The 21184-nt window shown below is 72.1% G+C and carries 23 protein-coding genes; 3 read left to right on the forward strand and 20 right to left on the reverse strand.

All coding sequences use genetic code 11. The features are described from left to right. Window positions 1-3 precede the first annotated feature (3 nt). The 13 genes from OO62_RS06125 to OO62_RS06185 form a co-directional block, all read right to left on the reverse strand. Complete coding sequence (locus OO62_RS06125; protein WP_033266186.1) at window positions 4-585, reverse strand: TetR/AcrR family transcriptional regulator; 582 nt, start codon at window positions 583-585, stop codon at window positions 4-6. 153 nt (window positions 586-738) lie between these two features. After that, window positions 739-1377 carry an OmpA family protein gene (locus OO62_RS06130; RefSeq protein WP_033266187.1) on the reverse strand — a complete coding sequence of 213 codons (639 nt, stop codon included), beginning with the start codon at window positions 1375-1377 and terminating at the stop codon, window positions 739-741. An 11-nt stretch (window positions 1378-1388) separates the two neighbouring features. Continuing rightward, window positions 1389-1973, reverse strand: a complete 585-nt coding sequence (locus tag OO62_RS06135) for a hypothetical protein (protein ID WP_033266188.1) — start codon at window positions 1971-1973, stop codon at window positions 1389-1391. 60 nt (window positions 1974-2033) lie between these two features. Next, on the reverse strand, window positions 2034-2750 hold the full coding sequence (locus OO62_RS06140) for a pilus assembly protein TadG-related protein (RefSeq protein ID WP_033266189.1): 717 nt from the start codon (window positions 2748-2750) through the stop codon (window positions 2034-2036). 20 nt (window positions 2751-2770) lie between these two features. Then, window positions 2771-2935, reverse strand: a complete 165-nt coding sequence (locus tag OO62_RS39900) for a membrane protein (protein WP_033266190.1) — start codon at window positions 2933-2935, stop codon at window positions 2771-2773. A gap of 444 nt (window positions 2936-3379) precedes the next feature. Continuing rightward, the gene (locus tag OO62_RS06150; protein WP_033266258.1) at window positions 3380-4273 is read right to left on the reverse strand and encodes a DUF5936 domain-containing protein; all 894 of its coding nucleotides are present in this window, start codon (window positions 4271-4273) and stop codon (window positions 3380-3382) included. A gap of 8 nt (window positions 4274-4281) precedes the next feature. Further along, window positions 4282-5229 carry a type II secretion system F family protein gene (locus OO62_RS06155; RefSeq protein WP_033266191.1) on the reverse strand — a complete coding sequence of 316 codons (948 nt, stop codon included), beginning with the start codon at window positions 5227-5229 and terminating at the stop codon, window positions 4282-4284. Next, window positions 5226-6566, reverse strand: a complete 1341-nt coding sequence (locus OO62_RS06160) for a TadA family conjugal transfer-associated ATPase (protein ID WP_033266192.1) — start codon at window positions 6564-6566, stop codon at window positions 5226-5228. Before OO62_RS06160 ends, OO62_RS06155 begins: the two co-directional genes overlap by 4 nt. Then, window positions 6563-7012 (reverse strand): TadE family protein, encoded by a 450-nt coding sequence (locus OO62_RS06165; protein WP_033266193.1) that lies wholly within the window; start codon window positions 7010-7012, stop codon window positions 6563-6565. The genes OO62_RS06160 and OO62_RS06165 overlap by 4 nt, the downstream gene beginning before the upstream one ends. Continuing rightward, window positions 7009-7392 carry a TadE/TadG family type IV pilus assembly protein gene (locus OO62_RS40470; RefSeq protein ID WP_033266194.1) on the reverse strand — a complete coding sequence of 128 codons (384 nt, stop codon included), beginning with the start codon at window positions 7390-7392 and terminating at the stop codon, window positions 7009-7011. The genes OO62_RS06165 and OO62_RS40470 overlap by 4 nt, the downstream gene beginning before the upstream one ends. A 3-nt stretch (window positions 7393-7395) precedes the next feature. After that, on the reverse strand, window positions 7396-8838 hold the full coding sequence (locus OO62_RS06175) for a CpaE/TadZ family protein (protein WP_033266195.1): 1443 nt from the start codon (window positions 8836-8838) through the stop codon (window positions 7396-7398). 13 nt (window positions 8839-8851) lie between these two features. Next, window positions 8852-9568, reverse strand: a complete 717-nt coding sequence (gene cpaB / locus OO62_RS06180) for a Flp pilus assembly protein CpaB (protein ID WP_173675780.1) — start codon at window positions 9566-9568, stop codon at window positions 8852-8854. 83 nt (window positions 9569-9651) lie between these two features. Further along, the gene (locus OO62_RS06185) at window positions 9652-11199 is read right to left on the reverse strand and encodes a hypothetical protein (protein WP_033266197.1); all 1548 of its coding nucleotides are present in this window, start codon (window positions 11197-11199) and stop codon (window positions 9652-9654) included. A 311-nt stretch (window positions 11200-11510) separates the two neighbouring features. Here OO62_RS06185 and OO62_RS06190 point away from each other — a divergent pair, with 311 nt between their 5' ends. Further along, window positions 11511-12581 carry a chitinase gene (locus tag OO62_RS06190; protein WP_078617035.1) on the forward strand — a complete coding sequence of 357 codons (1071 nt, stop codon included), beginning with the start codon at window positions 11511-11513 and terminating at the stop codon, window positions 12579-12581. A 77-nt stretch (window positions 12582-12658) separates the two neighbouring features. Here OO62_RS06190 and OO62_RS06195 read toward each other — a convergent pair whose 3' ends face one another. Further along, on the reverse strand, window positions 12659-13534 hold the full coding sequence (locus OO62_RS06195; protein ID WP_033266198.1) for a S1 family peptidase: 876 nt from the start codon (window positions 13532-13534) through the stop codon (window positions 12659-12661). A gap of 245 nt (window positions 13535-13779) precedes the next feature. Here OO62_RS06195 and OO62_RS06200 point away from each other — a divergent pair, with 245 nt between their 5' ends. Beyond that, a complete protein-coding gene (locus tag OO62_RS06200) occupies window positions 13780-15129 on the forward strand; it encodes a M14 family metallopeptidase (RefSeq protein WP_078617036.1) in 1350 nt (449 codons plus the stop codon). Window positions 15130-15211: 82 nt separating this feature from the next. Here OO62_RS06200 and OO62_RS06205 read toward each other — a convergent pair whose 3' ends face one another. Next, window positions 15212-15403 (reverse strand): hypothetical protein, encoded by a 192-nt coding sequence (locus OO62_RS06205; RefSeq protein WP_033266200.1) that lies wholly within the window; start codon window positions 15401-15403, stop codon window positions 15212-15214. A 10-nt stretch (window positions 15404-15413) separates the two neighbouring features. Beyond that, window positions 15414-16265 (reverse strand): helix-turn-helix domain-containing protein, encoded by an 852-nt coding sequence (locus OO62_RS06210; protein WP_033266201.1) that lies wholly within the window; start codon window positions 16263-16265, stop codon window positions 15414-15416. 270 nt (window positions 16266-16535) lie between these two features. Between OO62_RS06210 and OO62_RS06215 the strand changes: the two genes are divergently transcribed. After that, complete coding sequence (locus tag OO62_RS06215) at window positions 16536-17024, forward strand: hypothetical protein (RefSeq protein ID WP_033266202.1); 489 nt, start codon at window positions 16536-16538, stop codon at window positions 17022-17024. 65 nt (window positions 17025-17089) lie between these two features. On the opposite strand, the gene OO62_RS06220 is transcribed toward OO62_RS06215, so the two are convergent. From OO62_RS06220 to OO62_RS06235, 4 genes are all read right to left on the reverse strand, one after another. After that, the gene (locus tag OO62_RS06220; RefSeq protein ID WP_033266203.1) at window positions 17090-18553 is read right to left on the reverse strand and encodes a GntP family permease; all 1464 of its coding nucleotides are present in this window, start codon (window positions 18551-18553) and stop codon (window positions 17090-17092) included. A 128-nt stretch (window positions 18554-18681) separates the two neighbouring features. Continuing rightward, a complete protein-coding gene (locus OO62_RS06225) occupies window positions 18682-19092 on the reverse strand; it encodes a RidA family protein (protein WP_033266204.1) in 411 nt (136 codons plus the stop codon). Then, window positions 19089-19850, reverse strand: coding sequence for an IclR family transcriptional regulator (locus OO62_RS06230; RefSeq protein ID WP_033266205.1), 762 nt, complete (start codon window positions 19848-19850; stop codon window positions 19089-19091). Before OO62_RS06230 ends, OO62_RS06225 begins: the two co-directional genes overlap by 4 nt. A gap of 73 nt (window positions 19851-19923) precedes the next feature. After that, window positions 19924-21006 carry a sugar kinase gene (locus OO62_RS06235; RefSeq protein ID WP_063738977.1) on the reverse strand — a complete coding sequence of 361 codons (1083 nt, stop codon included), beginning with the start codon at window positions 21004-21006 and terminating at the stop codon, window positions 19924-19926. Window positions 21007-21184 lie beyond the last annotated feature (178 nt).

Consider the following 21184-nt stretch of genomic DNA (forward strand, 5'->3'; position numbering starts at 1 on the left):
CGGTCAGAAGGCGGCGAGGGCCGCGTCCGCGACCGCCTCCAGGGCGGCGCGGTCGACGCCGGCGCGCGCGGAGACGCGGAGGCCGCCGATGGTGGCGATGACGAGGTGGGCGAGGGTGCGGGCGTCCCGGTCACCGGTGAGGTCGCCGGCGCGCCGGCCGGACTCGATCACGGCGCGGAGCGCTTCCAGCCGCACGCCGTAGTCGCGCTCCAACGAGGCGGCGACGGACGGGTCATGGGCCGCCACCTCGACGCAGGAGTTGACGACCAGGCAGCCCCGGCCGTCCGCGTCGTCCGCGCACTCCTCGTCGATCACCCGCTGGAGCAGCGCGCGGATCTTCTGCCGGGTGGGCAGCTCGCCCTCCAGGAGCGCGGCGAGTTCGCCGTTCTTGCGCTCCATGTAGCGGGCCAGGGCCCGTTCGAAGAGGTCGTGCTTGCTCTTGAAGGTGTTGTAGATGCTGCTGCGGCCCAGGCCCGTGGCATCACACAGGTCCTGGGTGGACGTCGCCTCGTAGCCGGCGGCCCAGAACGCCTCCATCGCGGCGTCCACCGCCCGCGCCTCGTCGAACTTCCTGGGCCGTGCCATGGCGGCACGCTACCACCTTTTGGATCGCTCGATCCAATACTCGGGGCCCGTACCGTGCGCACAACAAGCCGGCGGGCGCCGTGGTCGTCCGCGGCCGGAGGCGCGCGGCGCAGCCGGGCCGGGGCCCGCCCGCGGCCGCCCAGCCGCCCGGGCTCACGAGCCGGCGCGCGGGAAACTGACCTCGACCCGGCGGTTCTTCTTGCGGCCTTCCTCGGTGCTGTTGTCGGCGATCGGGTACTGCTCGCCGTAGCCGCGGATCTGGAAGCTCACCGAGGAACCGAGGTCCTTGGCCAGTTCCTGCTGCACGGCGTTGGCCCGCTTCCTGGACAGCACCAGACCGTGGCTCGCCGACCCGAGGTTGTCGGTGAAGCCGAAGACCCGCAGGCTGGTGGCGTTCTGCTTCTTGACCTCGGTAGCGATGGTCCCGATGCGGGAGAGCGCGTCCGGGGTCAGCTCGGCGCTGTCCTTGCCGAAGAGCACCTCCGCCTGGAGCGAGAAGGTCACGTTGTCGTTGGTGTCCTGCCGCCGCTCGGAGCCGTCGTCGGTCTCCACGATCGACTTGATGTTGAGCACCTTGGACGGGGCGAGCTTGGCGCCCTGGACCATCCTGAGGTCGGGGTCGTTGGCGTCGATCTTGACCGGGGGGCTGGAGTCCTCGGTCATGCCGGGCGGGTCGGCGTGCGCGGCCGGGACCGACAGGGCGGCGGTCAGCAGCAGCGCGACGGCGCCGGCGACCGCACTGCGGGTCGCTCGGGGCGCTCGGGGGGCACGGGGCGTCTGGGTCGCGGTCATCGGGTGCCCGCTCAGTCCGTGATCTGCACGCTGGCCGGCGGCATGGTCGGCAGCTGGAAGTCGACCTCGGTCACCTTGGCCGGCGGCGCCGGGAACTGCGCGAAGATCGGGCGGCTGGCGCCCGGCATGAGGCCGCTCAGGCCGGTCGTGCACAGGCATTCGCCGTTGGTGTCGCGCAGCACCAGATAGCGCTTCTTCCCCGCCTTGTCGACGAGGGTGGCCCCGGAAATGGAGGAACGGGAGCGCAGCTCGGTCTCGTTGGAGCGCCAGTCGATGGCGTTGAAGGCGCGGCTGCCGTGGTTGGCGACCGTACCGCTGACGGTGACGAACCCTCCGGAGTCCCGGACGACGGAGTTCAGGGTGACCACGACGCCGTCGGGGCCCTTCATCTCGCCGATCACCTTGCTGGAGTCGGCCGCCGGGGTGCCGGGGCCGCCGTCCTTGGGGGTGGCGCTGCGGGACGGCGGGTTCTTGCCGTCCGTCTGCCCGCCGCCGTCACCGCCACCACCGCAGCCGGCCACGACGAGAGCCAGGCCGACAGCGCTCGCCATGGCGACCGCTCCCCTGGCGGCCTTCGTGGTGCGCCGAATGCTCATGGATGCGATTCCTTCGATCGTCGTGTGCCCGGTGAGGGTCGGTGTGGTGTCGGTGGGCGGTCAGTGGGCCAGCCGTACGGAGAACAGGTCGGAGGCGTCGGGCGGATCCTGGAGGTGGGCGGGGTCGAGGGTCCACTCCTTGCCGTCGCAGCGGAGCTTGACGGGGGCGGAACCGGGGCTGTCCTTGCCGCCGTCGCCGCCCTTGCCCCCCTTGCCGCCCTTGCCGTCTGTTCCGCCGCTTCCGCCACCGTCACCCTTCCCGCCGTCGTCGCCGGTGGCGGGTGCCGCGGTGCAGCGGGGGCCGACGACGGCCTTCGCCTCCGCCTCGCCGTGCGCGGTGCTGGTTGCGGGGATGACCGAAGGACCCACCGCCTTGCGGGTGGTGACCTTGACGGCGAACGACGTCGGCCAGGAGTCCGGGGTGCAGGCGTCGAGCCCGGCGTCGTTGCGCCCGGCGAACCAGCGCGCGCTGTCGCAGGCCGCCGGGGACATGGCGCCGCGCCCGTTCAGCAGGTCCTCCCAGGCGGCCCGGTCGCTCTGGTAACTCCCGTCGCGCAGCCCGTCGAGAAGGTCCTCGGTCAGCAGGTCGCGGTACTTCTGCCCGGCGGCGAGCGCGGCCGCGTCGGCGGCGGTCTGCGCGCCGTTGCGGGTGGCCGCCGCCTGCCCGACGGCGAAGAAGGCGAGCGCGAGAAAGAGCAGGCCCCCGACCGCCACGATGTAGAGCGGGAAAGCCTGCCCGGCGTCGCGCCCACTGCGGCGCGTGCGTGTGGCCGTCACGGCGGTGGCGGCGCTACGGCCTAGATTCCGACGACGTCGGAGATCTTGTTGGCGATGGCATTGGCGATCTGACTGCCGAAGTCCGTGGTCGACAGGACCAGAACGATCGCCACGACCACCGCGATGATGCCGAGGTACTCGATCGAGGTCTGTCCCCGGTCGTTCCCCAAAACCCGCTTCGCCATCGTCTTCCCCTCCATGGGCCGCCGTACCGCTCCGGTCCGGCTGGTCTGCCCCCGTGGTGTCGGCGCGGTCGGCCGCGCTCATGACACGAGAAAAGTACGCCGGAACGGTGGTCCTGGAACAGGGCTTCCGTACCCAATCCTCTTTCGGGGACACCGGCGGATCGCACAACGGCGCGTTTCGGCCACTCAGCCGCACCCTGTCCACCCCCGCTCCCCCTCCGGGACGCCGTCCCGTTTCCGTCGCCCATGCGGACGGCCGGCGCCGGGTACGTGGCGCTCGGCCGACCATCGGTCCACCCACTGTGACACAACTCGTTGCTCCTGCGAAGGCGTTGACGGGAAGCGGGCCGTACAGCGGCCGCATCCGGCCGGTCACCGAGCGGCCCGGCGGCCCCGCCGCACACCGCGCCTCAGGTGCCGTGCCCGGGCAGCGGGCGCGGCTCCTCAGTCGCCCATCAGGGACCCGAAGTTGGTGCCCGAGCCGAGGAAGAAACCGGCGATGAGCAGGATCATCGTGGCCGGGACCATGAACGTGGTGACCACCATGGTGGCCTTGGGGACCGCCCGGGCGGCGCGGCGCCGGGCGTTCTGGGCGTCCGTACGGCGCATGTCGTTGGCGATCTGGATCAGCGTCTCGACGATCGGCGAGCCCAGCTCCTCGCCCTGCTGGAGGGCGGTGACGAACTGGGCCACCTGCTCGGAGTCGTTGCGTTTGCGCAGTTCGTCGAAGGCGGCGCGGCGGCTGACGCCCATGTCCATCTGCCGGAGCGTGATGCGGAGTTCGTCGGCCCAGGGGCCCTCGTACTTCTCCGCGACCCGGTCCAGTGCCTGCCGGAAGCTCAGGCCCGCGCTGACGACGACCGCCAGCACGTCCAGAAAGTCCGGAAGGGTGCGTTCGATGGTGTCCTTGCGCTGGCGGATGGCCGCCCAGATGCCGACCTCGTTCCAGAAGAGGCCGAAGAGCACCATCAGGACGCCGAGAACCGGCTGGCCGCGCAGGAACATCACCAGCGCGCCGACGAAGCCGAGGAGGCCGTAGACCGCGCGGCGGGCGGCGTACCGGTCGACGGTCAGCCCGCCGGGGTTGCCGGCCAGGTCGATGCGGCGGCGGATGCGGGCGGTGCGCTTGTCCCCCATCAGCCGCAGGACCAGCGGGGCGTAGCGCATCCCGGCGCGGTCCACGGCCGAGCCGACGGCCGTCGTACGGGTCGCGCCGACCTCCAGCGACAGCGCCAGGTCGGGTGGCAGCCGGGCCTCGCGGCGGTAGAGGGCGATGCCGCAGCAGATGCCGACGACGGAGAGGGCGAAGGCCGCGGCCAGCAGAATTCCGATTCCCATACCCATGCCTAGACGTCGATCTTGGAGAGGCGGCGGATGAAGAAGAAGCCGAGCCCGTAGAGGACGAAGGCCGCCACGACCGCGAGCTGCCCGAGGAAGGAGGAGGTCATCCGGTCGATGGCGCCCGGAGCGATGCGGTTCATCAGCAGCAGGGTGCCGATGCCGAGCAGCGGCACGACGTAGGCGGTCACCACGACCTGGGAGAGCTGGGTGCGGACCTCGCGACGGGTCTCCTTGCGCTCCTCCAGGGTCTTGGTGAGGTTGCGCAGCGAGCCGACGACGGTGCCGCCGGCGCGGTTGGAGAGCACCAGGGTGGTGACCAGGACGACCAGTTCGCGGGAGGGCAGGCGCTCGGCCAGCTCGCCGAGCGCGTCGTCGACGGAGTGGCCGACCGCCAGCTTGTCGGAGACCATGGCCAGCTCCTCACCCGCCGGCGCCTCCAGCTCCTCGGCCGCCATGCCCAGCGCGGTCCGCAGCGCCAGTCCGGCCTGGGTGGCGTTGGCGAGGATCCGGGAGAGCTCGGGCAGCTGGTTGATGAACTTCTCGATCCGCTTCTGCCGTTGCCAGTTGAGGAAGGCGAAGGCCGCCCAGACCGCGACCAGCGCCGCGATCGGGCCGAAGAACGGGGCGAGGGTGGCCTGGGCGATCAGCCACAGCGCGAGGACCGCCCCGAGCATGCCGACGAAGAACTCACCGGGGGTGACGTCCAGGCCGGTGGCGGTCAGCCGCAGGGCGAGCCGGCGGCCGAAGCGGGTGGCGCGCAGGGTCCGGTCGACGGAGGGGAAGCGGCGGCGCCGGCCGGTCACCGGCAGCCCGCGCTCGTCGGCGAGCCGGTCCACGACGGCCTGCCGCTGGGCGCGCCCGGCCGCGTACGTCCGTACGCCGGCGATGGCGAGCACCCCGCACAGCAGCGTGGCCCCGACGGTGAGCAGGGCGAGGTGGCTGCCGCCGGTCATGAGGTGGCCTTCCGGGTGGCGAGCTGGGCTTCGGTGGCCGCCACCCCGAAGGCGGGCGGGACGGGCTCGCTGGCCATGAAGAGGCGTTCGGCGACCCGTCGGGGCAGCGGGAAGTAGCGGAAGCGGCCGTGCACGACGCGGTCGGCGCCCATGGGTTCGGCGTCGAAGCGGCCGACCGTCGCGATCCGGTAGTCCTCGTGGCCGCGCGAGTCGAGGAGAGCGATCTCGCTGATCCGGCGGGAGCCGTCGGCGTGCCGGGTGAGCTGGACGATGCAGTCGACGGCGCTGTTGATCTGGTCCCGCAGCGCCTCGAAAGGGATCTTGACGTCCGACATGGAGGCCAGGGTCTGCAGCCGCATCAGGGCGTCCTCGGCGCTGTTGGCGTGCACGGTGGCCAGCGAGCCGTCGTGTCCGGTGGACATCGCCTGGAGCATGTCGAGCGTCTCGCCGCCGCGCACCTCACCGACGATGATGCGGTCGGGGCGCATGCGCAGGGAGTTGCGTACGAGGTCGCGGATGGTGATCCGGCCCTTGCCCTCCACGTTGGGCGGGCGGGACTCCAGCCGGATGACGTGGGACTGCTGGAGTTGGAGCTCGGCGGCGTCCTCGACGGTGATGATCCGCTCCCCGTCCGGGATCAGGCCGGAGAGCGCGTTGAGGAGCGTGGTCTTGCCGGCGCCGGTGGCTCCGGAGACCACCACGTTGAACTTGGCGCGCACCAGTCCCGCCAGCAGCATCAGCATCTGCTCGTCGAGGGTGCCCATGCCGATGAGTTCGGCGAGGGTGTAGGCGCGGGGGAAGCGGCGGATGGTGAGCGTGGCGCCGTTCAGGGCGAGCGGCGGGATGATGACGTTGACGCGCTCGCCGGACGGCAGCCGGGCGTCGACCATCGGATTGGACTCGTCCACGCGGCGGTTGACGGTGGAGACGATCCGCTCGATGGTCTGCATCAGCTGCTCGTGCGAGGCGAAGCGGACGGGGACCAGCTCGACCCGGCCGGACCGCTCCACGTACACCTGGTCCGGGCCGTTGACCATGATCTCGGTGACCGAGGCGTCCTCCAGCAGCGGCTCCAGGACGCCCAGGCCCAGCGCCTCGTCGACCACCCGCCGGATGAGCTGGGCGCGTTCGGCGGTGGACAGGACCGGTCCCTCGCGGCTGATGATGTGGCCCAGCACCCGCTCCAGCCGCGAGCGGCGTTCGGCCGCGGCCAGCGAGGACATCTCGGCGAGGTCGATCTCCTCCAACAGCTTGGCGCGGTAGCTGGCGACCATATGGCTGTCGTGGCGCGCCTCCCCAGCCGGTTCGGGTGCGACGATCCGGGCTTTCAGACTCATCGCGGGGCTGCTCCTTCGTCCGTACGCGGTCCGAGCGCGCGGGGTGTGGCGGGGCGGGGCATGGTGGCACTGCGGGTGGCGGGGCCGAAGTCGTCGATACCGGGGACGATGGAGGGGATGCGCACCCGGGCGGTGGCCCGGGCCTCGTCGCCGCCCTCGCTCACCGTGATGCCCGCGCCGCGCGCGACCCAGCCGCTCATCGCGGCCAGGCCGGCGCTGCGCGGATCGGTCTCGCGGTCGGCCGGGTCCATCGAGGCGGTGCGGGCCGCGGCCCGGGCCCCGGTGCCGGCCTGCTGGACGGCGTACGCGGCCAGCCCGAGCTGGACCACGGCCAGCGCGACGACCAGCAGGATCGGCAGGAACCCGAGGAACTCGATGGACACCTGGCCGCGGTCGCGGCGGGGTGACCGCCGGCGGGGCCGGGCGGCGCTGCGGACGGTGCTCATCCTCGCTCCTCCTTGGCGGCGCCGGCCGTGCCGGTGACCTTCCCGGGGAAGGCGCCGGCGCCGGGGAACAGCACCGGCACCTCGAGGTGGACGGTGGCCTTCCACAGGCCGGCGTCGGGCACGCAGGAGGTCGTGGCACCCGCCCGCCAGGCGGACGGCAGCTGCTCCCCGGCGGCGGACCGGCAGGCGCCCTCGCCGCCGCCCTCGGTCGCGGTGGCGGCCCGCGCGCCCCGGTCCGCGGCGTGCGCGGCGAGCGAGTAGGTGTACCCGATCAGCACGCACTGCCAGAGCAGGACGAGGACCAGCAGGATCAGCGGGAGCAGCCCCATGAACTCCACGGAGACCTGCCCCCGGTCGTCGCCGCCCAGCGGGCGCCGCACCGCTCAGCCCTCCTCGTAGGGGCCGGCCGGGTCGAACGGCCCCGGGCCGCCGGCCGCCGCGGCGGAGCCCCGCCGCGCCCCGAACCGGGAGCCGGACCCCGCAGCGGACCCCGGGACCGCCCCCGGGGTCGGACCCGGACCCGTCCCGGAACCGGGAGCCGCCCCCGCCGCTATGGCCTTGCGCCTGCGCCCGGTCAGCGAGGGGCGCGCCCGGTGGCTGCCGCGGCCCTGGCGGGCGGCCGGCGCGTCGACCAGGCCCAGTTCGCCGGCCAGCGCCCACAGCGCCTGCTTGACCGTCGACCGGCCGTCCAGGTCCTGCATCCGGCCCGCGTCGACGCAGGGCTGGAGCTCCTTGAAGGCGGCCGGGACGTGGGTGCGGGCCACCTGGGTGCCGGTGGCCTTGGCGACCAGCGGCGGCTGGATCTCGGTGTTGCGGGTCAGCCGGTTGACGACCGTCGTGGTCTCCTCCGCCTTGCGGATCTGGAGCCGGTCCCACAGCCGCACCTGCCGCTTGGCGGCCCGTACGGCCACCACGTCCGGGGTGGTCACCAGCAGCGCCACATCGGCGAGTTCGACGGCCGCGGCGTTCGCGGACTGCATCTGCGAGCCGCAGTCGACCAGCACCACTTCGTAGCGGGAGCGCAGCGCGCCGATGATCTGGCGGGCCGCCCGGTCGTCGACCTCCTCGCCGCGCTCGCCCTCCTCCGGCGCCAGCAGCAGCCCGAGGCCGGTGTGGTGGTCGTGCACCGCGTCCTGGAGGACCCGTACGGAGATGTCCGAGATGCCGGCCAGGTCGACGACCGAGCGGCGGAACTGCACGTCCAGATAGGAGGCCACGTCACCGGACTGAAGATCGAGGTCCACCAGGGCGACGCTGCGGCCGGCGGCCCGCGCGGCCAGCGCCAGATGGACGGCGGTGACGGTGGTGCCGACCCCGCCCTTGGCGCCGGTCACGGTCACCAGCGTGCCGCTCGGCCCGGGCGCCGCGTCCGGGTTTCCCCCCAGGTGCACCCGTACGCCCGCGGACCACTGGGCGGCGGCCTGCACCCGGGCGGCCAACTCGTCGTAACCGAGCGGGAGTCCGACGATGCCGCGGGCGCCGGCGTCCATCGCCGCGGAGAACAGCGCGGGCCCGGCGTCGGCGGTGATCAGGACGACGCCGACGGCGGGGAAGCGCAGCGCCACCTCGCGGATCAGCTCCAGCGCCGGCGTGGGGCCGATCCGCTCGTGGACCAGCACGACCTCGGGCAGCGCCTCGACGGCGGCGGCCGGGCCCGCCGGGGACGGGGCGCCGGCCCCCTGGGCGGCCGCGGCCAGCGCGTCGACCAGTGCGGTCGAGTCGGCGACGGCGGGCGCGGGTTCGGCGTCCGGCAGCTGGCTCAGCAGCGCGGACACCGTGCGGGCGGCGTCCGGGTCGCCGACCGCCGGGAGGATACGGATGGTCACCTGAGCCTCCGGGTCACTTGTCGCCGTCGAGGGTGTACGTGCGCTGGCCGGGCGGGACGCCGGCCGCGCTGCCGGGGGCGAGCAGGGCAAGCCGTACGTGCGAGGCGAACGACTCGGCGTAGGCGACCCGTTGGGCGTCCTGGGTGTTCAGCGCGAAGGTGATCGGGACCGCCTCCCCGGCCTGCCGGCCCGTAGTGGTGGCGCCGGGATCCTTGGCCTCCAGCGGCGTCAGCTTGCCGACGTCGATGACCTGGGCCCCGACGACGATGACTTTGGAGACCGGCTTGTCCTCGGGGCGCTTGCCCTCGAAGGTGGCGTAGATGTTCACCCGCGCACCGGGGTTGATCTTTCCGGCGACACCGGTGGCCGCGTCGATCATGATGGCGATCTCCTGCTGCCCGGCCTTGAGCGCGGGCCGCTCGACGATCATGTCCTCCTGGAGCAGCGACCCCTTCTTCAGCGGCGTCACCGCGATCTTGCCGCTGACCTTGTCCAGATCGGTCACGGCGGTCGGCGGCAGCCAGCGCTGCGGCATCGTCACCTTCTCGAACTGCCCGGGATCCAGCGCTTTATAGGCGGCGACGTCCGTCTTCAGCCGGTAGGCGGTCTTTTCGGGACCGACCTTGGACTCGACGTTCTTGATCACCGACAGCACGCCGACGAACGCAGCGATCGCGCAGAGGACCGACAGGAGCAGCAGGATCACTCCGCGGCGCTGGCGTGAGTTCATGGGGGAGGAACCTCGATCGGGACGGGGGACGGTGGGGCGGGGCCGGGTGCCGGGGACGGTCGGCGCGGCCGGGCGGGACGGTCTCAGCGCACGCGGGCCACCGTCCGCGGGCGGCCGGCGGCATCGGGCTCGGGGGCGAAGTCGGGGTGGCCTGGCAGGTCCCGGTGGCCGGTGAGCTGGGGGCCGTCCGCCGCATAGGGGTTCCCGGGCACGGGGTGACCCGACCCGTACGGGTTCCCGGACACGGGATGACCGGGGCCGTACGCGTTGCCCTGCGCGGGATGACCGGGCCCGTACGGGTTTCCCGGAACGGACGGCAGCGGGCCGCCGAGGGTGAGGTCCGGTCCGCGGACGTCCAGGTGCCCGGGACCGCTGCCGCCGGGGCCGCGCTCGGCGGACCAGTCGTCGTCGGGACCGCTGCCGTACCCGCCCGGAACGCCCGCGCTGCCCGCCGCGTCCGTGGCGGAGGTTCCACCCGGCGCACCCGTCGCGCCCGTCGCACCCGGGACGCCCGGCGGGGCCACCGGTGCGAGCCCCCGCTCGGCCCACGGGGCGGGCGGCGGCGGACCCGCCTCCGGTTCGCCCGTCGGGCCGGTGCGCGGAGCCGGCGCCGGGCCGGGCGGCGTCGCGGCCGGCGGCTCGCCGTGCGCCGTTCCCCGCTCCAGTGCCTGTGCCGTCCCCCGCTCCGGCCCGTGCTCCGCCCTCCGCCCGGTCCCCGCTATGGCCGCGGGGCCGCGCTCGGAGGAGCCGCCGCGCGGGGCCCGGTCCCGGGCCAGCGGCGCCGCGCAGAACGCGCAGCGGTCGCCGAGGAGTTCCAGCCCGCACCAGCCGCACCGCTCACGCCGTACGGACGCCACCAGCTGGTGCAGGACCGCCGGGTCCGGGATGGCCGCGGCGAATTCGATCAGCTTCTGGGTCCCCCACCAGCGGGCGGACTCGGCCGGCAGCCGGGCCTCGTACGCCGCCTGCACCCGCCAGGCCGGGGCGAGCGCGCCGGTCACCCACTCGGCGCTGAGCTGGCCGCGGGCCACCGCGAGGTGGGTGGCGAAGCCGGGCGCCGGCAGGCCGGCCCCGGTGCTGTGCCGGTCCACGTGCAGCAGCTGCGGCTCGGGGTTGGCCAGCACCGCGAAGTGCGCCCCGGGCAGCCAGGACTTCACGTGGGAGCGCAGATCGACCTCGATCCGGTCCAGGCCGCTGACGCTGCCCAGCAGGGCGCCCGCGTGGATGTAGTGGGTCAGCAGCCGCGCCGCGCTGGCCAGCACCCCGGGGCTGAGGTCGTACTGCGACAGCTGCCGCAACTGGCGGGCGAGCAGCGCCACACCCAGCGGCGGCAGCGGCACCGGCAGGATGGCGAACCGGTCGCTTTCGAGGACGGCACGCAGGGTGTGCAGCCGGCGGATGTGGTCGGGGCGGCAGGCGGAGGAGTAGAGCACGACGAGATGGCCGTGGTGTTCCAGCACCGCGCTGGTCTCCGTCAGGGCGTCGTCCAGCGGCTGGAGGTGCGGAGCCGGCAGGACGACGGCGGCGGGGGTCTGCCGGTCGAGGGGGGCACCGCCCTGCTCGAACGAAGTTGAGAGCCCGGGGGAGGGCAGCGCGAGGTCAGGGCTGGTGACTGCAATCGCGGTCGGCACGTCGCTCCCCCACTTCCTCCGGCCTCCGGGGGCCCCGGGACCGCGGATCGGCACAGCTCTGCGCCATCGGCGCCATACGCTCAGCACTTTATCCACAGAGATACGTCCCGGAGAACACGTTCTGGGCTACTCGTCATCTCCCTCGTCCCGGAGGGAAATTCCGCTTTCTCCCACGCGTCCCTCCTGGGAACACCCGCTTCCGGCACGCCCCTTGACAGGATCAATGGTCTGGACCACGTTGTACGGCAAGCGCGGGGCCCCTGAGCGCGTATCCGTACCACCCCCCAACTTCCCCCCACACGGAGGCAGTCGTGGTTCGCGCACGATCAGGAAGAGCCGCAAGCAAAGGCGGCGGAAAAGCCGGACGGAAAGCCGGCAGAAGGCTGCTCGCCGGGCTGGCCGCCGCGGCGCTGACCGCGGCGGGCGTCCTCGCCGCCGGCACCGCCAGCGCGTCCGAGGAACGTCCCGCCCCGCCCACCACCCCCGCGGCAGGCGCCGCCGCCGTCCCGAAACACGCCCTCACCGGCTACTGGCAGAACTTCGACAACGGCGCCACCGTGCAGAAGCTGAAGGACGTCGACGACGCCTACGACATCGTCGCGGTCTCCTTCGCCGAGGCGGCCGGCCAGCCGGGCGCCGTCACCTTCACCCTCGACCCGGCCGTCGGCTACGGCTCCGTCGACGACTTCACGGCGGACATCAGGGCCAAGCAGGCGGCCGGGAAGTCGGTCATCCTCTCCGTCGGCGGCGAGAAGGGCGCGGTGTCCGTCAACGACGACGCGTCCGCCCGGAACTTCGCCGACTCGGTCGGCAAGCTCATGGACACGTACGGCTTCAACGGGGTCGACATCGACCTGGAGAACGGCCTCGACGCGACGTACATGACCAAGGCCCTCAAGGAGCTGCACGCCGCGCACGGCGACGTCGTGGTGACCATGGCCCCGCAGACCATCGACATGCAGTCCCCGCAGAACGAGTACTTCAGGACGGCCCTGGGGATCAAGGACTTCCTGACCGTCGTGAACATGCAGTACTACAACAGCGGCTCGATGAACGGCTGCGACGGCAAGGTCTACGCCCAGGGCTCGGTCGACTTCCTGACCTCGCTGGCCTGCATCCAGCTGGAGGGCGGCCTCGATCCGTCCCAGGTCGGCATCGGCGTCCCGGCGTCGTCCGGTGCGGCCGGCAGCGGCCACGTCGCGCCGTCCGTCGTCAACGCGGCGCTGGACTGCCTGACCCGGGGCACCGACTGCGGCTCCTTCAAGCCGCCGAAGACGTACCCGGGCCTGCGCGGCGCGATGACCTGGTCCACCAACTGGGACGCCGCGGGCGGCAACGAGATCGCCGGCCAGGTGGGCGCCCACGTCCACGGCCTCCCCTAGGGGCCCGCAGCGCCACCCCCCACCAGCCAGGTCCCGCGCACCCCGTGCGCGGGACCTGGCGCCCTGAGAGGGGCGGTTCAGTTACGGGTGGCCGCCGGCTTCGGCAGCGCGCACCCGGCCGCGTTCAGGTCCAGCTTGTTGCCGGCACCGAAGCACTTGGGGATCCCGTACGTCTCCTCTGCGTAGTTGGTGCCCTGGTGCACGGTGACGTTGCCGTTCTCGTCGACCTCGCACGGGTTGTTGACGGTGCACCGCTCGCCGTCCTCGTTGCCCGTGTTGTTGATCGCCGTGACCTTGCCGGTGGCGGTGTCGATCACCGGCGAGCCGGACGTCCCGCCTATGGTCTGGCACTCCGGGGTGTAGCGGACGGAGTCCTTCCAGGTCCAGTCGCCCTCCTTGAGGGTGGGCACGAACCCGTCGATCTTGCAGCTGTAGATCTTCTTCCAGTAGCCGGAGACCACGCTGATCCCGGCACCCTGGGCCGGGTGCGTGGTGGCCAGCTCCAGCGCCTTGATCCCGTACTTCTGCTCGATCTGGGCGTACGTCGAACCGGTCTGGTAGAGCGTCACATCGGTGTCGGTCATGGTGGCGTAGGCCACCTTGGTCGCCCTGAGGGTGCCCAGCCGGCGGGCCGACTTGTCGAGGAGCGTGAAGCTGCGGCTGGACGGCTGGTTGACGATCACCTCGCCCGGGCCGGGCATACCGCTTTCCAGACAGTGGCCGTTGGACATCACCAGGGCCGGGTCGTTCGGCTGCGAGGTGGGCATCCGCACGACGGAACCGGAGCAGTTGCTCAGTGCGACGGTGCCGGCGAAGTCCACCGCCTTCACCTGAGGCCGGGCGGGGTGCCCGGCCGTCTGCTGCGGCGCCGCCTGGGCCGATCCGACGGTGCCCACCAGGGCTGCGGCTCCCAGGACGGCCGTGGCCAGGGTGCCGACGAGAGGTCTGTTCATGTGGGGGTCCTCTCAACTCATGTGCCGAAGGCCCTTGAGAGCCTTCGGTTTTGTCGTGCGCATTGTCAGCGCCCGGACCCCGCACGGCAATGAATTTCCTTGAAACGATGGGAAGTTGCCGGATTCACCCGCCCCCGGGCCCCCGCCACCGCGGGCCGCACATGGCCGTGGAACGCCTTGACCCGACCATGCCAACGCTCGACACTGACGCCGTCGCTTCGCCTCACCACCCCACAGGAGAACGCATGCGACCACGTCTCCGCGGCGGACGGACCACCGCCCTCGCCGCACTCCTCTCCCTCGCGCTCGCCGCCCCGATAGCCGCCGCACAGGCACAGCCGGCGCCGCCCGGCGGACCCGCCACCGGCGCCGCAGGGGACACCGGACTCCCCCACCAGTACGAGGTGTCCGGCCCCACCACCCCCGCGGCCCGCACCGCCCTCGCCGCCACCGGCGCCACCGTCGACGAGGTGCACGCCCGGGCGGTGGTTCTCACCGCCGACCGAGCCCAGGCCGCCGCCGTCCGCCGACTCGGCTACCGGCTGCGGAAGTTGCCCGATCCGCCGGCCACCGCCCCGGCCGCGCCGGGCACCAGGGCCGGGGACTTCCCGCGCGGCTACACCGGCTACCACACCTACGCCGAGGCCACGAAGGAGATCGACGCCCTCGTCGCCAAGTACCCGGCCCTCCTCAGCAAGCAGGTCATCGGCACGTCCCACGAGGGCCGCGACATCCTCGCCCTGAAGCTCAGCAAGAACGTCACCAAGGACGAGAACGAGCCCGAGGTCCTCTTCACGGCCCACCAGCACGCCCGCGAGCATCTCACCGTCGAGATGGCCCTCTACCTCCTGAACGAACTCACCTCGAAGTACGGCACCGACCCCCGCATCACCAAGCTCCTCGACTCCCGCGAGATCTGGATCATCCCGGACCTGAACCCGGACGGCGGCGCGTACGACATCGCCTCCGGCTCGTTCCGCAGCTGGCGCAAGAACCGCCAGCCCAACGCCGGCACCAGCCGGGTCGGCACCGACCTCAACCGCAACTGGGACTTCAAGTGGGGCTGCTGCGACGGCTCCTCCGGCGACCCGGGCGACGAGACCTACCGCGGCCCCTCACCCGCCTCCGCCCCCGAGGTCCAGGTCGTCTCGAAGTTCGTCCGCAGCCGGATCGTCGGCGGCACCCAGCAGATCAAGACCGCCATCGACTTCCACACCTACAGCGAACTCGTCCTGTGGCCCTTCGGTTTCACCTACGACGAGACCGGCCCCGGCATGACCCAGGACGAGCACGACACCTTCGCCACCCTCGGCAAGAAGATGGCCGCCACCAACGGCTACACCCCCGAGCAGTCCAGCGAGCTCTACATCACCGACGGCGCGATCGACGACTGGCTCTGGGGCGACCAGCGGATCTTCGCCTACACCTTCGAGATGTACCCGTCATCCTTCGGCTCCGGCGGCTTCTACCCGAAGGACTCGGTGATCCCGAAGGAGACCGCCCGCAACCGCGAGGCGGTGCTGCAACTGGCGGAAATCGCCGACTGCCCCTACCGCGCGATCGGCAAGGAAGCGCAGTACTGCAAGGGCAGTTGACCCTCCCGGTGCCGTGACTCAAGGCGGGCCACGTCACCACGACGCGGCCCGCCGCACCCCGGACAGTTATGGGCACCCGCCCCTAGAGCAGGTGGTCCGCCTTGCCTGCCTTTATCTCGCGAATGAGCGTGCGGAGGGCCTCGCGGGTATCGGTCACATAGGCGTCCTCGGCGCCCGCCACCGCGATATAAGCGTTGCCCTGACCGTCGGTGCCTATGCGGAAGCAGTTGTTGCCTTCGGCGCAGAAGGGATCTTCCCAAGAGATCTGAGCCATGTGGCCCTCCTCAGAGCTGACGGACGATGTGATGAACAAAGTCGCGGGATTCGCGAACCCCGAGCGTACGAGCGTGCATCCAGTCCATGTGCTCCCGGTACTTGGCGAGCTGCGCATCGGCATGAGTGAATTCGGGACCGTGAGCCGAGTCCAACTGGACGGTGTCCAGTTGCGGCACCTCGCCTTCGGCGTACAGGACGGCATGCCCTGCGCCCGGGAATGCGCCTGCTTCAACCGGAAGCACGCGCACCTCAACATTCACCAGCTCGGATACCTCGCAGAGGTGCTGGAGTTGCTCACGGGCCACAGCGCGCCCACCGAACTGCATCCGCAGGGCGGACTCATGAACGTATGCGACACAGTTAACGGGGTTATCACGTTCCAGGATCTGCTGGCGGTGGAGCCGGAAGATCACGCGTAGCTCCACCTCCGACCTGGGCAGAGGGGGCAGCGCGGCGTCGAAGATGGCGCGCGCATACGACCCCACTTGAAGCGGTCCGGGCAGGTGCACGGCCTGCTCGGAGCGCAGCCGCGTGGCGTGCCATTCCAACTCGGCGACATCCAACAACCCTTGAGGGAGGCTCCCTCTGAACTGCTCCCACCAACCACGCTTGCGGGAGTTTGCCAGCTCAGCCAGAGCATCGACGTATCGCTGATCCGAGCATTCGTAGTTGCTGGCAAGTATCCGTACGCGCTCGGGGGAAGTGGAGCGAACACCCAACTCCATGTTGGAGATCTTCGTTCGGTCCAAACCGAGCAGACCTGCGGCGTATTCGGTGGTTCGACCTGCCGCGACACGCATCTTGCGCAGTTCGGCACCCAGGCGCTTCTGGCGCTCCGTGGGCGTGGCCCTGGTGGGCATCGGCGCCCCTCACTCCCCGTCAGTGACGTCAGTTTGCATGTCCCACGTGACGCCGGTCCAGCTCACGGGAGGCAATGTGTCAGATGAGGTGGCACATGAGCCACCTATGGCCCTACAGTCAGTAACGCAACGCTCACGCTCCATGCAGTCCGGAAGCGCATCGCGCGAGCCTGCCCGCGTCCTCCTGCCCTGGGAGGGGCGGGCCCGCGCCAGGGAGACAGGCCACCGGCTGCCGCAGCATCAACCACACTCAAAGCAAGGCGAGTTGTCATGCCCGAAGCCGTGTCCGCCTGTCCGCACCCCCTCGACATCCGCACACCTCGCGTGCCGGAGAACCTGGCCTACAGCCTCACTCTGCCCGCCGCGCTCGCCAGTCCGGCCGTCGCGCGGTCCGCCACCCGTACGATCCTGGAAGCGCACGGCCTGCACGACGTGACCGCCGTGGCGATCCAGGTGATCAGCGAACTCACCTCCTGTGCGTGCCTGTTCACGGCCTCCGACAGCGTCTACCTCTCGCTGCGTTATCGCGACGACGCGCTGCGCATCAGCCTCTACGACGGGCACCCGCGCCATGCCCACCGCCGTCTCGCGGCGGCCTGCGACGGCAGGCGGCGGTCTCTGCTTCTGTTGCTCGCCTGTGTGATGCACGCCTGTGACGGTGAGTGGGGGTTCGGGGCGGCGCAGGAGCCCGGCGACGGGACGCGGATGTGGGCCGTGCTGCCGCGTGAAGGGGCGCGGGCGTACGGGCGTGCGGCGTGACGCGCAGGGGCGCCTGATGCCGGGCGTCCCCTGCGCGTCGGTGGACGAGATGCCGCGCCCGGCGGCTAGACGACCAGGCTCACCAGTGCCGCCACCGCGAAGCCGGCGACCGAGAGGACGGACTCCAGCACCGTCCAGGACTTGAGGGTGTCCCGCTCGGTGATGCCGAAGTACTTGGAGACCATCCAGAACCCGCCGTCGTTCACGTGCGAGGCGAAGATCGAGCCCGCCGAGATCGCCATGATGACCAGGGCCAGGTGGGCCTGGGACATGCCCTGGCCCTCGATGAGCGGGACGACGATGCCGGCGGTGGTCACGATCGCGACCGTCGCCGAGCCCTGGGCCACGCGCAGCACGAGGGAGAGGAGGTAGGCGAGGACGATGACGGGCAGGCCGACGTTGTGGAAGGTGTCGGACAGGGCGGTGGCCACGCCGCTGCCCTTGAGGACGGCGCCGAAGATGCCGCCGGCGCCGACCACCAGGATGATGTTGCCGACCGGCTTGAGGGAGGCGGTGGAGACCGTCTCCAGGGACTTGCGCGACCAGCCGCGGCGGATGCCCAGCAGGTAGTACGCCATCAGCAGGGCGATCGTGAGGGCGACGAAGGGGTGCCCGAAGAACTCGATGACCGAGCGCAGGGTGGACTGGGCCAGCGCGATGGAGGAGAAGGTCGCCAGCAGGATCAGGACCAGCGGGGTGCCGATGATGGCGAGGACGGTGCCGAGCGGGACCGGCCGCTCGTGCGCGTCGGGCTTCTCGGCGGCCACCGCGGCCCTGGCCTCGTCGGCGGCCTCGACCATGTCGTGCGGCACCGCGACGAACAGGCGCTTGCCGATCCACGCCGCGTAGACCCAGGCGGCGAGCACGGCCGGGAGGCCGCAGACGAGGCCCATGAGGATGATCCAGCCCAGGTCGACCTTGAACAGGCCGGCGGCGGCGACCGGGCCGGGGTGCGGCGGCAGGAAGGCGTGGGTCATGGACAGGCCGGCGAGCAGCGGCATGCAGTACAGCAGGATCGACTTGCCGGACCTTTTGGCCGCCGCGTAGACGATCGGCGCGAGGACGAAGATGCCGACGTCGAAGAAGACCGGGATACCGAAGATCAGGCCGGTCATGCCCATGGCCAGGGGGGCGCGCTTCTCGCCGAAGAGCCGGAGCAGCCGGGCACTCAGCACCTCGGCGCCGCCGGAGACTTCGAGGATCGCGCCGAGCATGGTGCCCAGCCCGATGATGATGGCGACGTGGCCGAGGATGCCGCCCATGCCGGTTTCGATGAGCGAGACGGCGTCGGACTTCTGGACCGTGCCGAAGAGTTCGGTGACGGAGAGGCCGGCGGCCAGGCCCACCGCGATCGAGACACCGAGCAGCGCGACGAACGGCTGCAGCCGGACCTTGATGATCAATACGAGGAGGAGCGCGATGCCGAGGGCGGCGACCGTCAGCAGACCCGCGGTGCCCGGTATGAGGGCGAGCAGGCCACCGGTGTGGGGTGGCGGCGGTGGGGTGGGGGCCGGGGCGGCAAGCAGCATGGGCGGACTCCGTTGTCTGGCAGCTGGATGTTTCCGGGTAGGGGGGACCGCGGCACGGCGACCCGCCGGTGCGGGGCGCCGTGCCGTACGGCTGGTGGTGCGGACGTTCTAACGGCACAGGCGGTGGCTCAGCTCAGGACCGCGAGGGCGTCGATCTCGATGAGCAGGCCCTTGGGCAGACCGACGTAGACGGTCGTGCGGGCGGCGGGGGCCTCCTTGAGGCCCTGCTCCTCGAAGTAGGCGTTGTAGATCTCGTTCATCTCGGCGAAGTGGTCCACGTCCGTGAGATAGACGCGGATCATCATCGCGTCGTCCCAGGTGGCACCGCCCTCTTCGAGGATGGCCTGGACGTTGGCCAGGGTCTGCAGGGTCTGCTCGCGCAGGGTGGGGCCGGCCGGGGTGGGGGCCTGGCCCTCGACGGCGGGCAGGAAGCCGACCTGGCCGGCGACCTGGAGGACGTTGCCCTTCCTGACTCCGTGGGAGAACTTCGCCGGCGGAGTGGTGTGGGTCGTGGGGGTGAGCGCGATCTTGTCCGTCATGCGGTGTCCTTTGGTGGGGTCTTGCCGGAGTACTCCCGGCTGATGGCGTCGGCGGTGCGGCGCACCAGCGGGAGCAGCTTGAGGAGTTCATCGGCGCTGACGACGACGCTGGGCGCGGAGACCGACATGGCGGCGACCGCCCGGCCGTCCGCCCCGCGGATGGGTGCCGCGACGCAGTTGATGGACTCCTCGTGGCCACCGAGGTCGGTGGCCCAGCCCTGTTCGCGCACGGCGGCCAGCTCGGCGAGGAAGGCCGTGGCGTGCGGGGTCGAACGGGCCGTGTAGTGGGGGTAGTCGAGCTTCTCCGCGAGGGCGCGGCGCTCGGGCTCGGGCAGGTCGGCGAGGAGCAGCTTGGCGACCGCGGCGACGGTGATCGCGACGGGCTTGCCGATCCGCGAGTACATCCGGACCGGGTAGCGGCTCTCGACCTTGTCGATGTAGAGGACCTCGTTCTCCTCGTGGACGGCGAGGTGGACGGTGTGGCCGCACTTCTCGTTGAGTTCGACGAGGTGGGGGTGGGCGATGTCGCGTACGTCGAGGTTCTCGACGGCCTCCTGGGCGAGCGCGAAGAGCCGGGCGCCGAGGCGGTAGCGCTGGTCGGGCTGGCGGTAGACCAGTCCGTGTTCGTGCAGGGTGCGCAGCAGCCGCAGCGCGGTGGACTTGTGGACGCCGAGGCGGTCGGCGACCTGCCCCAGGTCGGCGGGTCCCTCGGCGAGCAGCGGCAGGATGCTCAGCGCCCGGTCGACGGTCTGGCTCATGCCGGCACCTCGTTCCGCCCGGCCCGGTCCGCGCCGGGGGCGGCCCTCTCGGCGGTGCCCTCGCTTCGCTCGTTCACGGCGTACGTACCTCCTCGACGGCCCGTTCGCCGACCGTGGTGTCGTTCGTCCAGCCCGGGCCGAGGTGCAGTGTCCCCCAGGCGGCGTCGCCGAGGGCGGACAGGCGGTCGGCGTGGCCGCGCGCGGGGGGTTCCGCGAGGTCGCCGGGGACGGTGAGGACGGCGGCGGCCCACAGGTGGCCGTACCGGAGGCGGGCCGGCACGGGCAGGTCGCGGAGGGCGGCGGAGAGGTAGCCGGCCGCGAAGGCGTCGCCGGCGCCGACCGCGGCGACCACGTCGACGCGCGGGGCGGGTTCGGCGTGCCGGCCGCCGTGGCGGTCGTAGGCGACGGCGCCGCCGGCCCCGCGCTTGACGACGAGGGTGGCGGGCTCGGGCAGTGCGGCGCGCACGGCGTCCGGTCCGCCGGTGAGGCCCCAGGCGTCCGCCGCCTCGTCCTCGCCGACGAAGACCAGGTCGGCGCCGCGGGCCAGGTCGAGCAGGACGCGGGCGTCGGCGGGGTCGCGCCACAGGCCGGGCCGGTGGTTGACGTCGAAGGAGACGAGCGGGCGGCCGGGCCGGCGGGCGGTCAGGGCGCGCATCAGGCCGAGGCAGTCGGCGGAGAGCGCGGCGGTGATGCCCGAGAGGTGCAGCACCCGCCCGGAGCCGGCCGCGGCCGGGTCCACGGTGGCGGCGGACATCGCGGAGGCGGCGGAACCGGCCCGGTAGTAGGCGACCTCGTGGGCGTCGGTGGCGCGGTCGCCGGCCGTGCGGAAGTAGATGCCGGTGGGGCGCCGGGGGTCGCGCCGGACGTGGGAGACGTCGACGCCGCAGTCGGCGATGGCGGCGAGGAGGTGGTCGCCGAAGCCGTCGGCCCCGACCCGGGAGATCCAGCGGGCGGTGTGGCCGGTGCGGGCGAGGGTACAGGCGACGTTGGATTCGGCGCCGCCGATGGCGCGGTCGAAGGAGGGCACGTCGGCGAGCCGCCCGGGGTGCCGGGGCAGGAAGGTGACCATGGACTCGCCGAGGCAGACGACGTCCACGTCCGGGGCGGGGGCACCGCCCGGGCCGGGGGTGTCGCAGGCAGTCGAGGACAGGGTCACGATCGGGTGCGCTCCTTCGCTGTGGGGCTCGCCGGGGCGGCGTACCGCGGGGTCCGGTGCGAGGGTGCCGGCGCGGCGCCGGGGCGTGTCCGGGGCGGTGTCCGGAGCGGTTTCCCGCCCCGCTCCCGCCGCGTTTTGCGTCCATTGACCGGGCGGTGGCTCGGATGTTAGACAGCTG

Origin of the sequence: Streptomyces lydicus (assembly GCF_000717345.1) — a bacterium.
GTDB classification, from domain to species: domain Bacteria; phylum Actinomycetota; class Actinomycetes; order Streptomycetales; family Streptomycetaceae; genus Streptomyces; species Streptomyces lydicus.

Bases quoted from the DNA above. Each gene is read 5' to 3' on its own strand.
- OO62_RS06130 (WP_033266187.1), bottom strand. From the start codon at position 1,377: ATGACCGCGACCCAGACGCCCCGTGCCCCCCGAGCGCCCCGAGCGACC.
- OO62_RS06125 (WP_033266186.1), bottom strand. From the start codon at position 585: ATGGCACGGCCCAGGAAGTTCGACGAGGCGCGGGCGGTGGACGCCGCG.
- OO62_RS06155 (WP_033266191.1), bottom strand. From the start codon at position 5,229: ATGACCGGCGGCAGCCACCTCGCCCTGCTCACCGTCGGGGCCACGCTG.
- OO62_RS06220 (WP_033266203.1), bottom strand. From the start codon at position 18,553: ATGCTGCTTGCCGCCCCGGCCCCCACCCCACCGCCGCCACCCCACACC.
- OO62_RS06135 (WP_033266188.1), bottom strand. From the start codon at position 1,973: ATGAGCATTCGGCGCACCACGAAGGCCGCCAGGGGAGCGGTCGCCATG.
- OO62_RS06195 (WP_033266198.1), bottom strand. From the start codon at position 13,534: ATGAACAGACCTCTCGTCGGCACCCTGGCCACGGCCGTCCTGGGAGCC.
- OO62_RS06205 (WP_033266200.1), bottom strand. From the start codon at position 15,403: ATGGCTCAGATCTCTTGGGAAGATCCCTTCTGCGCCGAAGGCAACAAC.
- OO62_RS06230 (WP_033266205.1), bottom strand. From the start codon at position 19,850: ATGAGCCAGACCGTCGACCGGGCGCTGAGCATCCTGCCGCTGCTCGCC.
- OO62_RS06225 (WP_033266204.1), bottom strand. From the start codon at position 19,092: ATGACGGACAAGATCGCGCTCACCCCCACGACCCACACCACTCCGCCG.
- OO62_RS06200 (WP_078617036.1), top strand. From the start codon at position 13,780: ATGCGACCACGTCTCCGCGGCGGACGGACCACCGCCCTCGCCGCACTC.
- OO62_RS06215 (WP_033266202.1), top strand. From the start codon at position 16,536: ATGCCCGAAGCCGTGTCCGCCTGTCCGCACCCCCTCGACATCCGCACA.
- OO62_RS06160 (WP_033266192.1), bottom strand. From the start codon at position 6,566: ATGAGTCTGAAAGCCCGGATCGTCGCACCCGAACCGGCTGGGGAGGCG.
- OO62_RS06210 (WP_033266201.1), bottom strand. From the start codon at position 16,265: ATGCCCACCAGGGCCACGCCCACGGAGCGCCAGAAGCGCCTGGGTGCC.
- OO62_RS06150 (WP_033266258.1), bottom strand. From the start codon at position 4,273: ATGGGAATCGGAATTCTGCTGGCCGCGGCCTTCGCCCTCTCCGTCGTC.
- OO62_RS39900 (WP_033266190.1), bottom strand. From the start codon at position 2,935: ATGGCGAAGCGGGTTTTGGGGAACGACCGGGGACAGACCTCGATCGAG.
- OO62_RS06165 (WP_033266193.1), bottom strand. From the start codon at position 7,012: ATGAGCACCGTCCGCAGCGCCGCCCGGCCCCGCCGGCGGTCACCCCGC.
- cpaB (WP_173675780.1), bottom strand. From the start codon at position 9,568: ATGAACTCACGCCAGCGCCGCGGAGTGATCCTGCTGCTCCTGTCGGTC.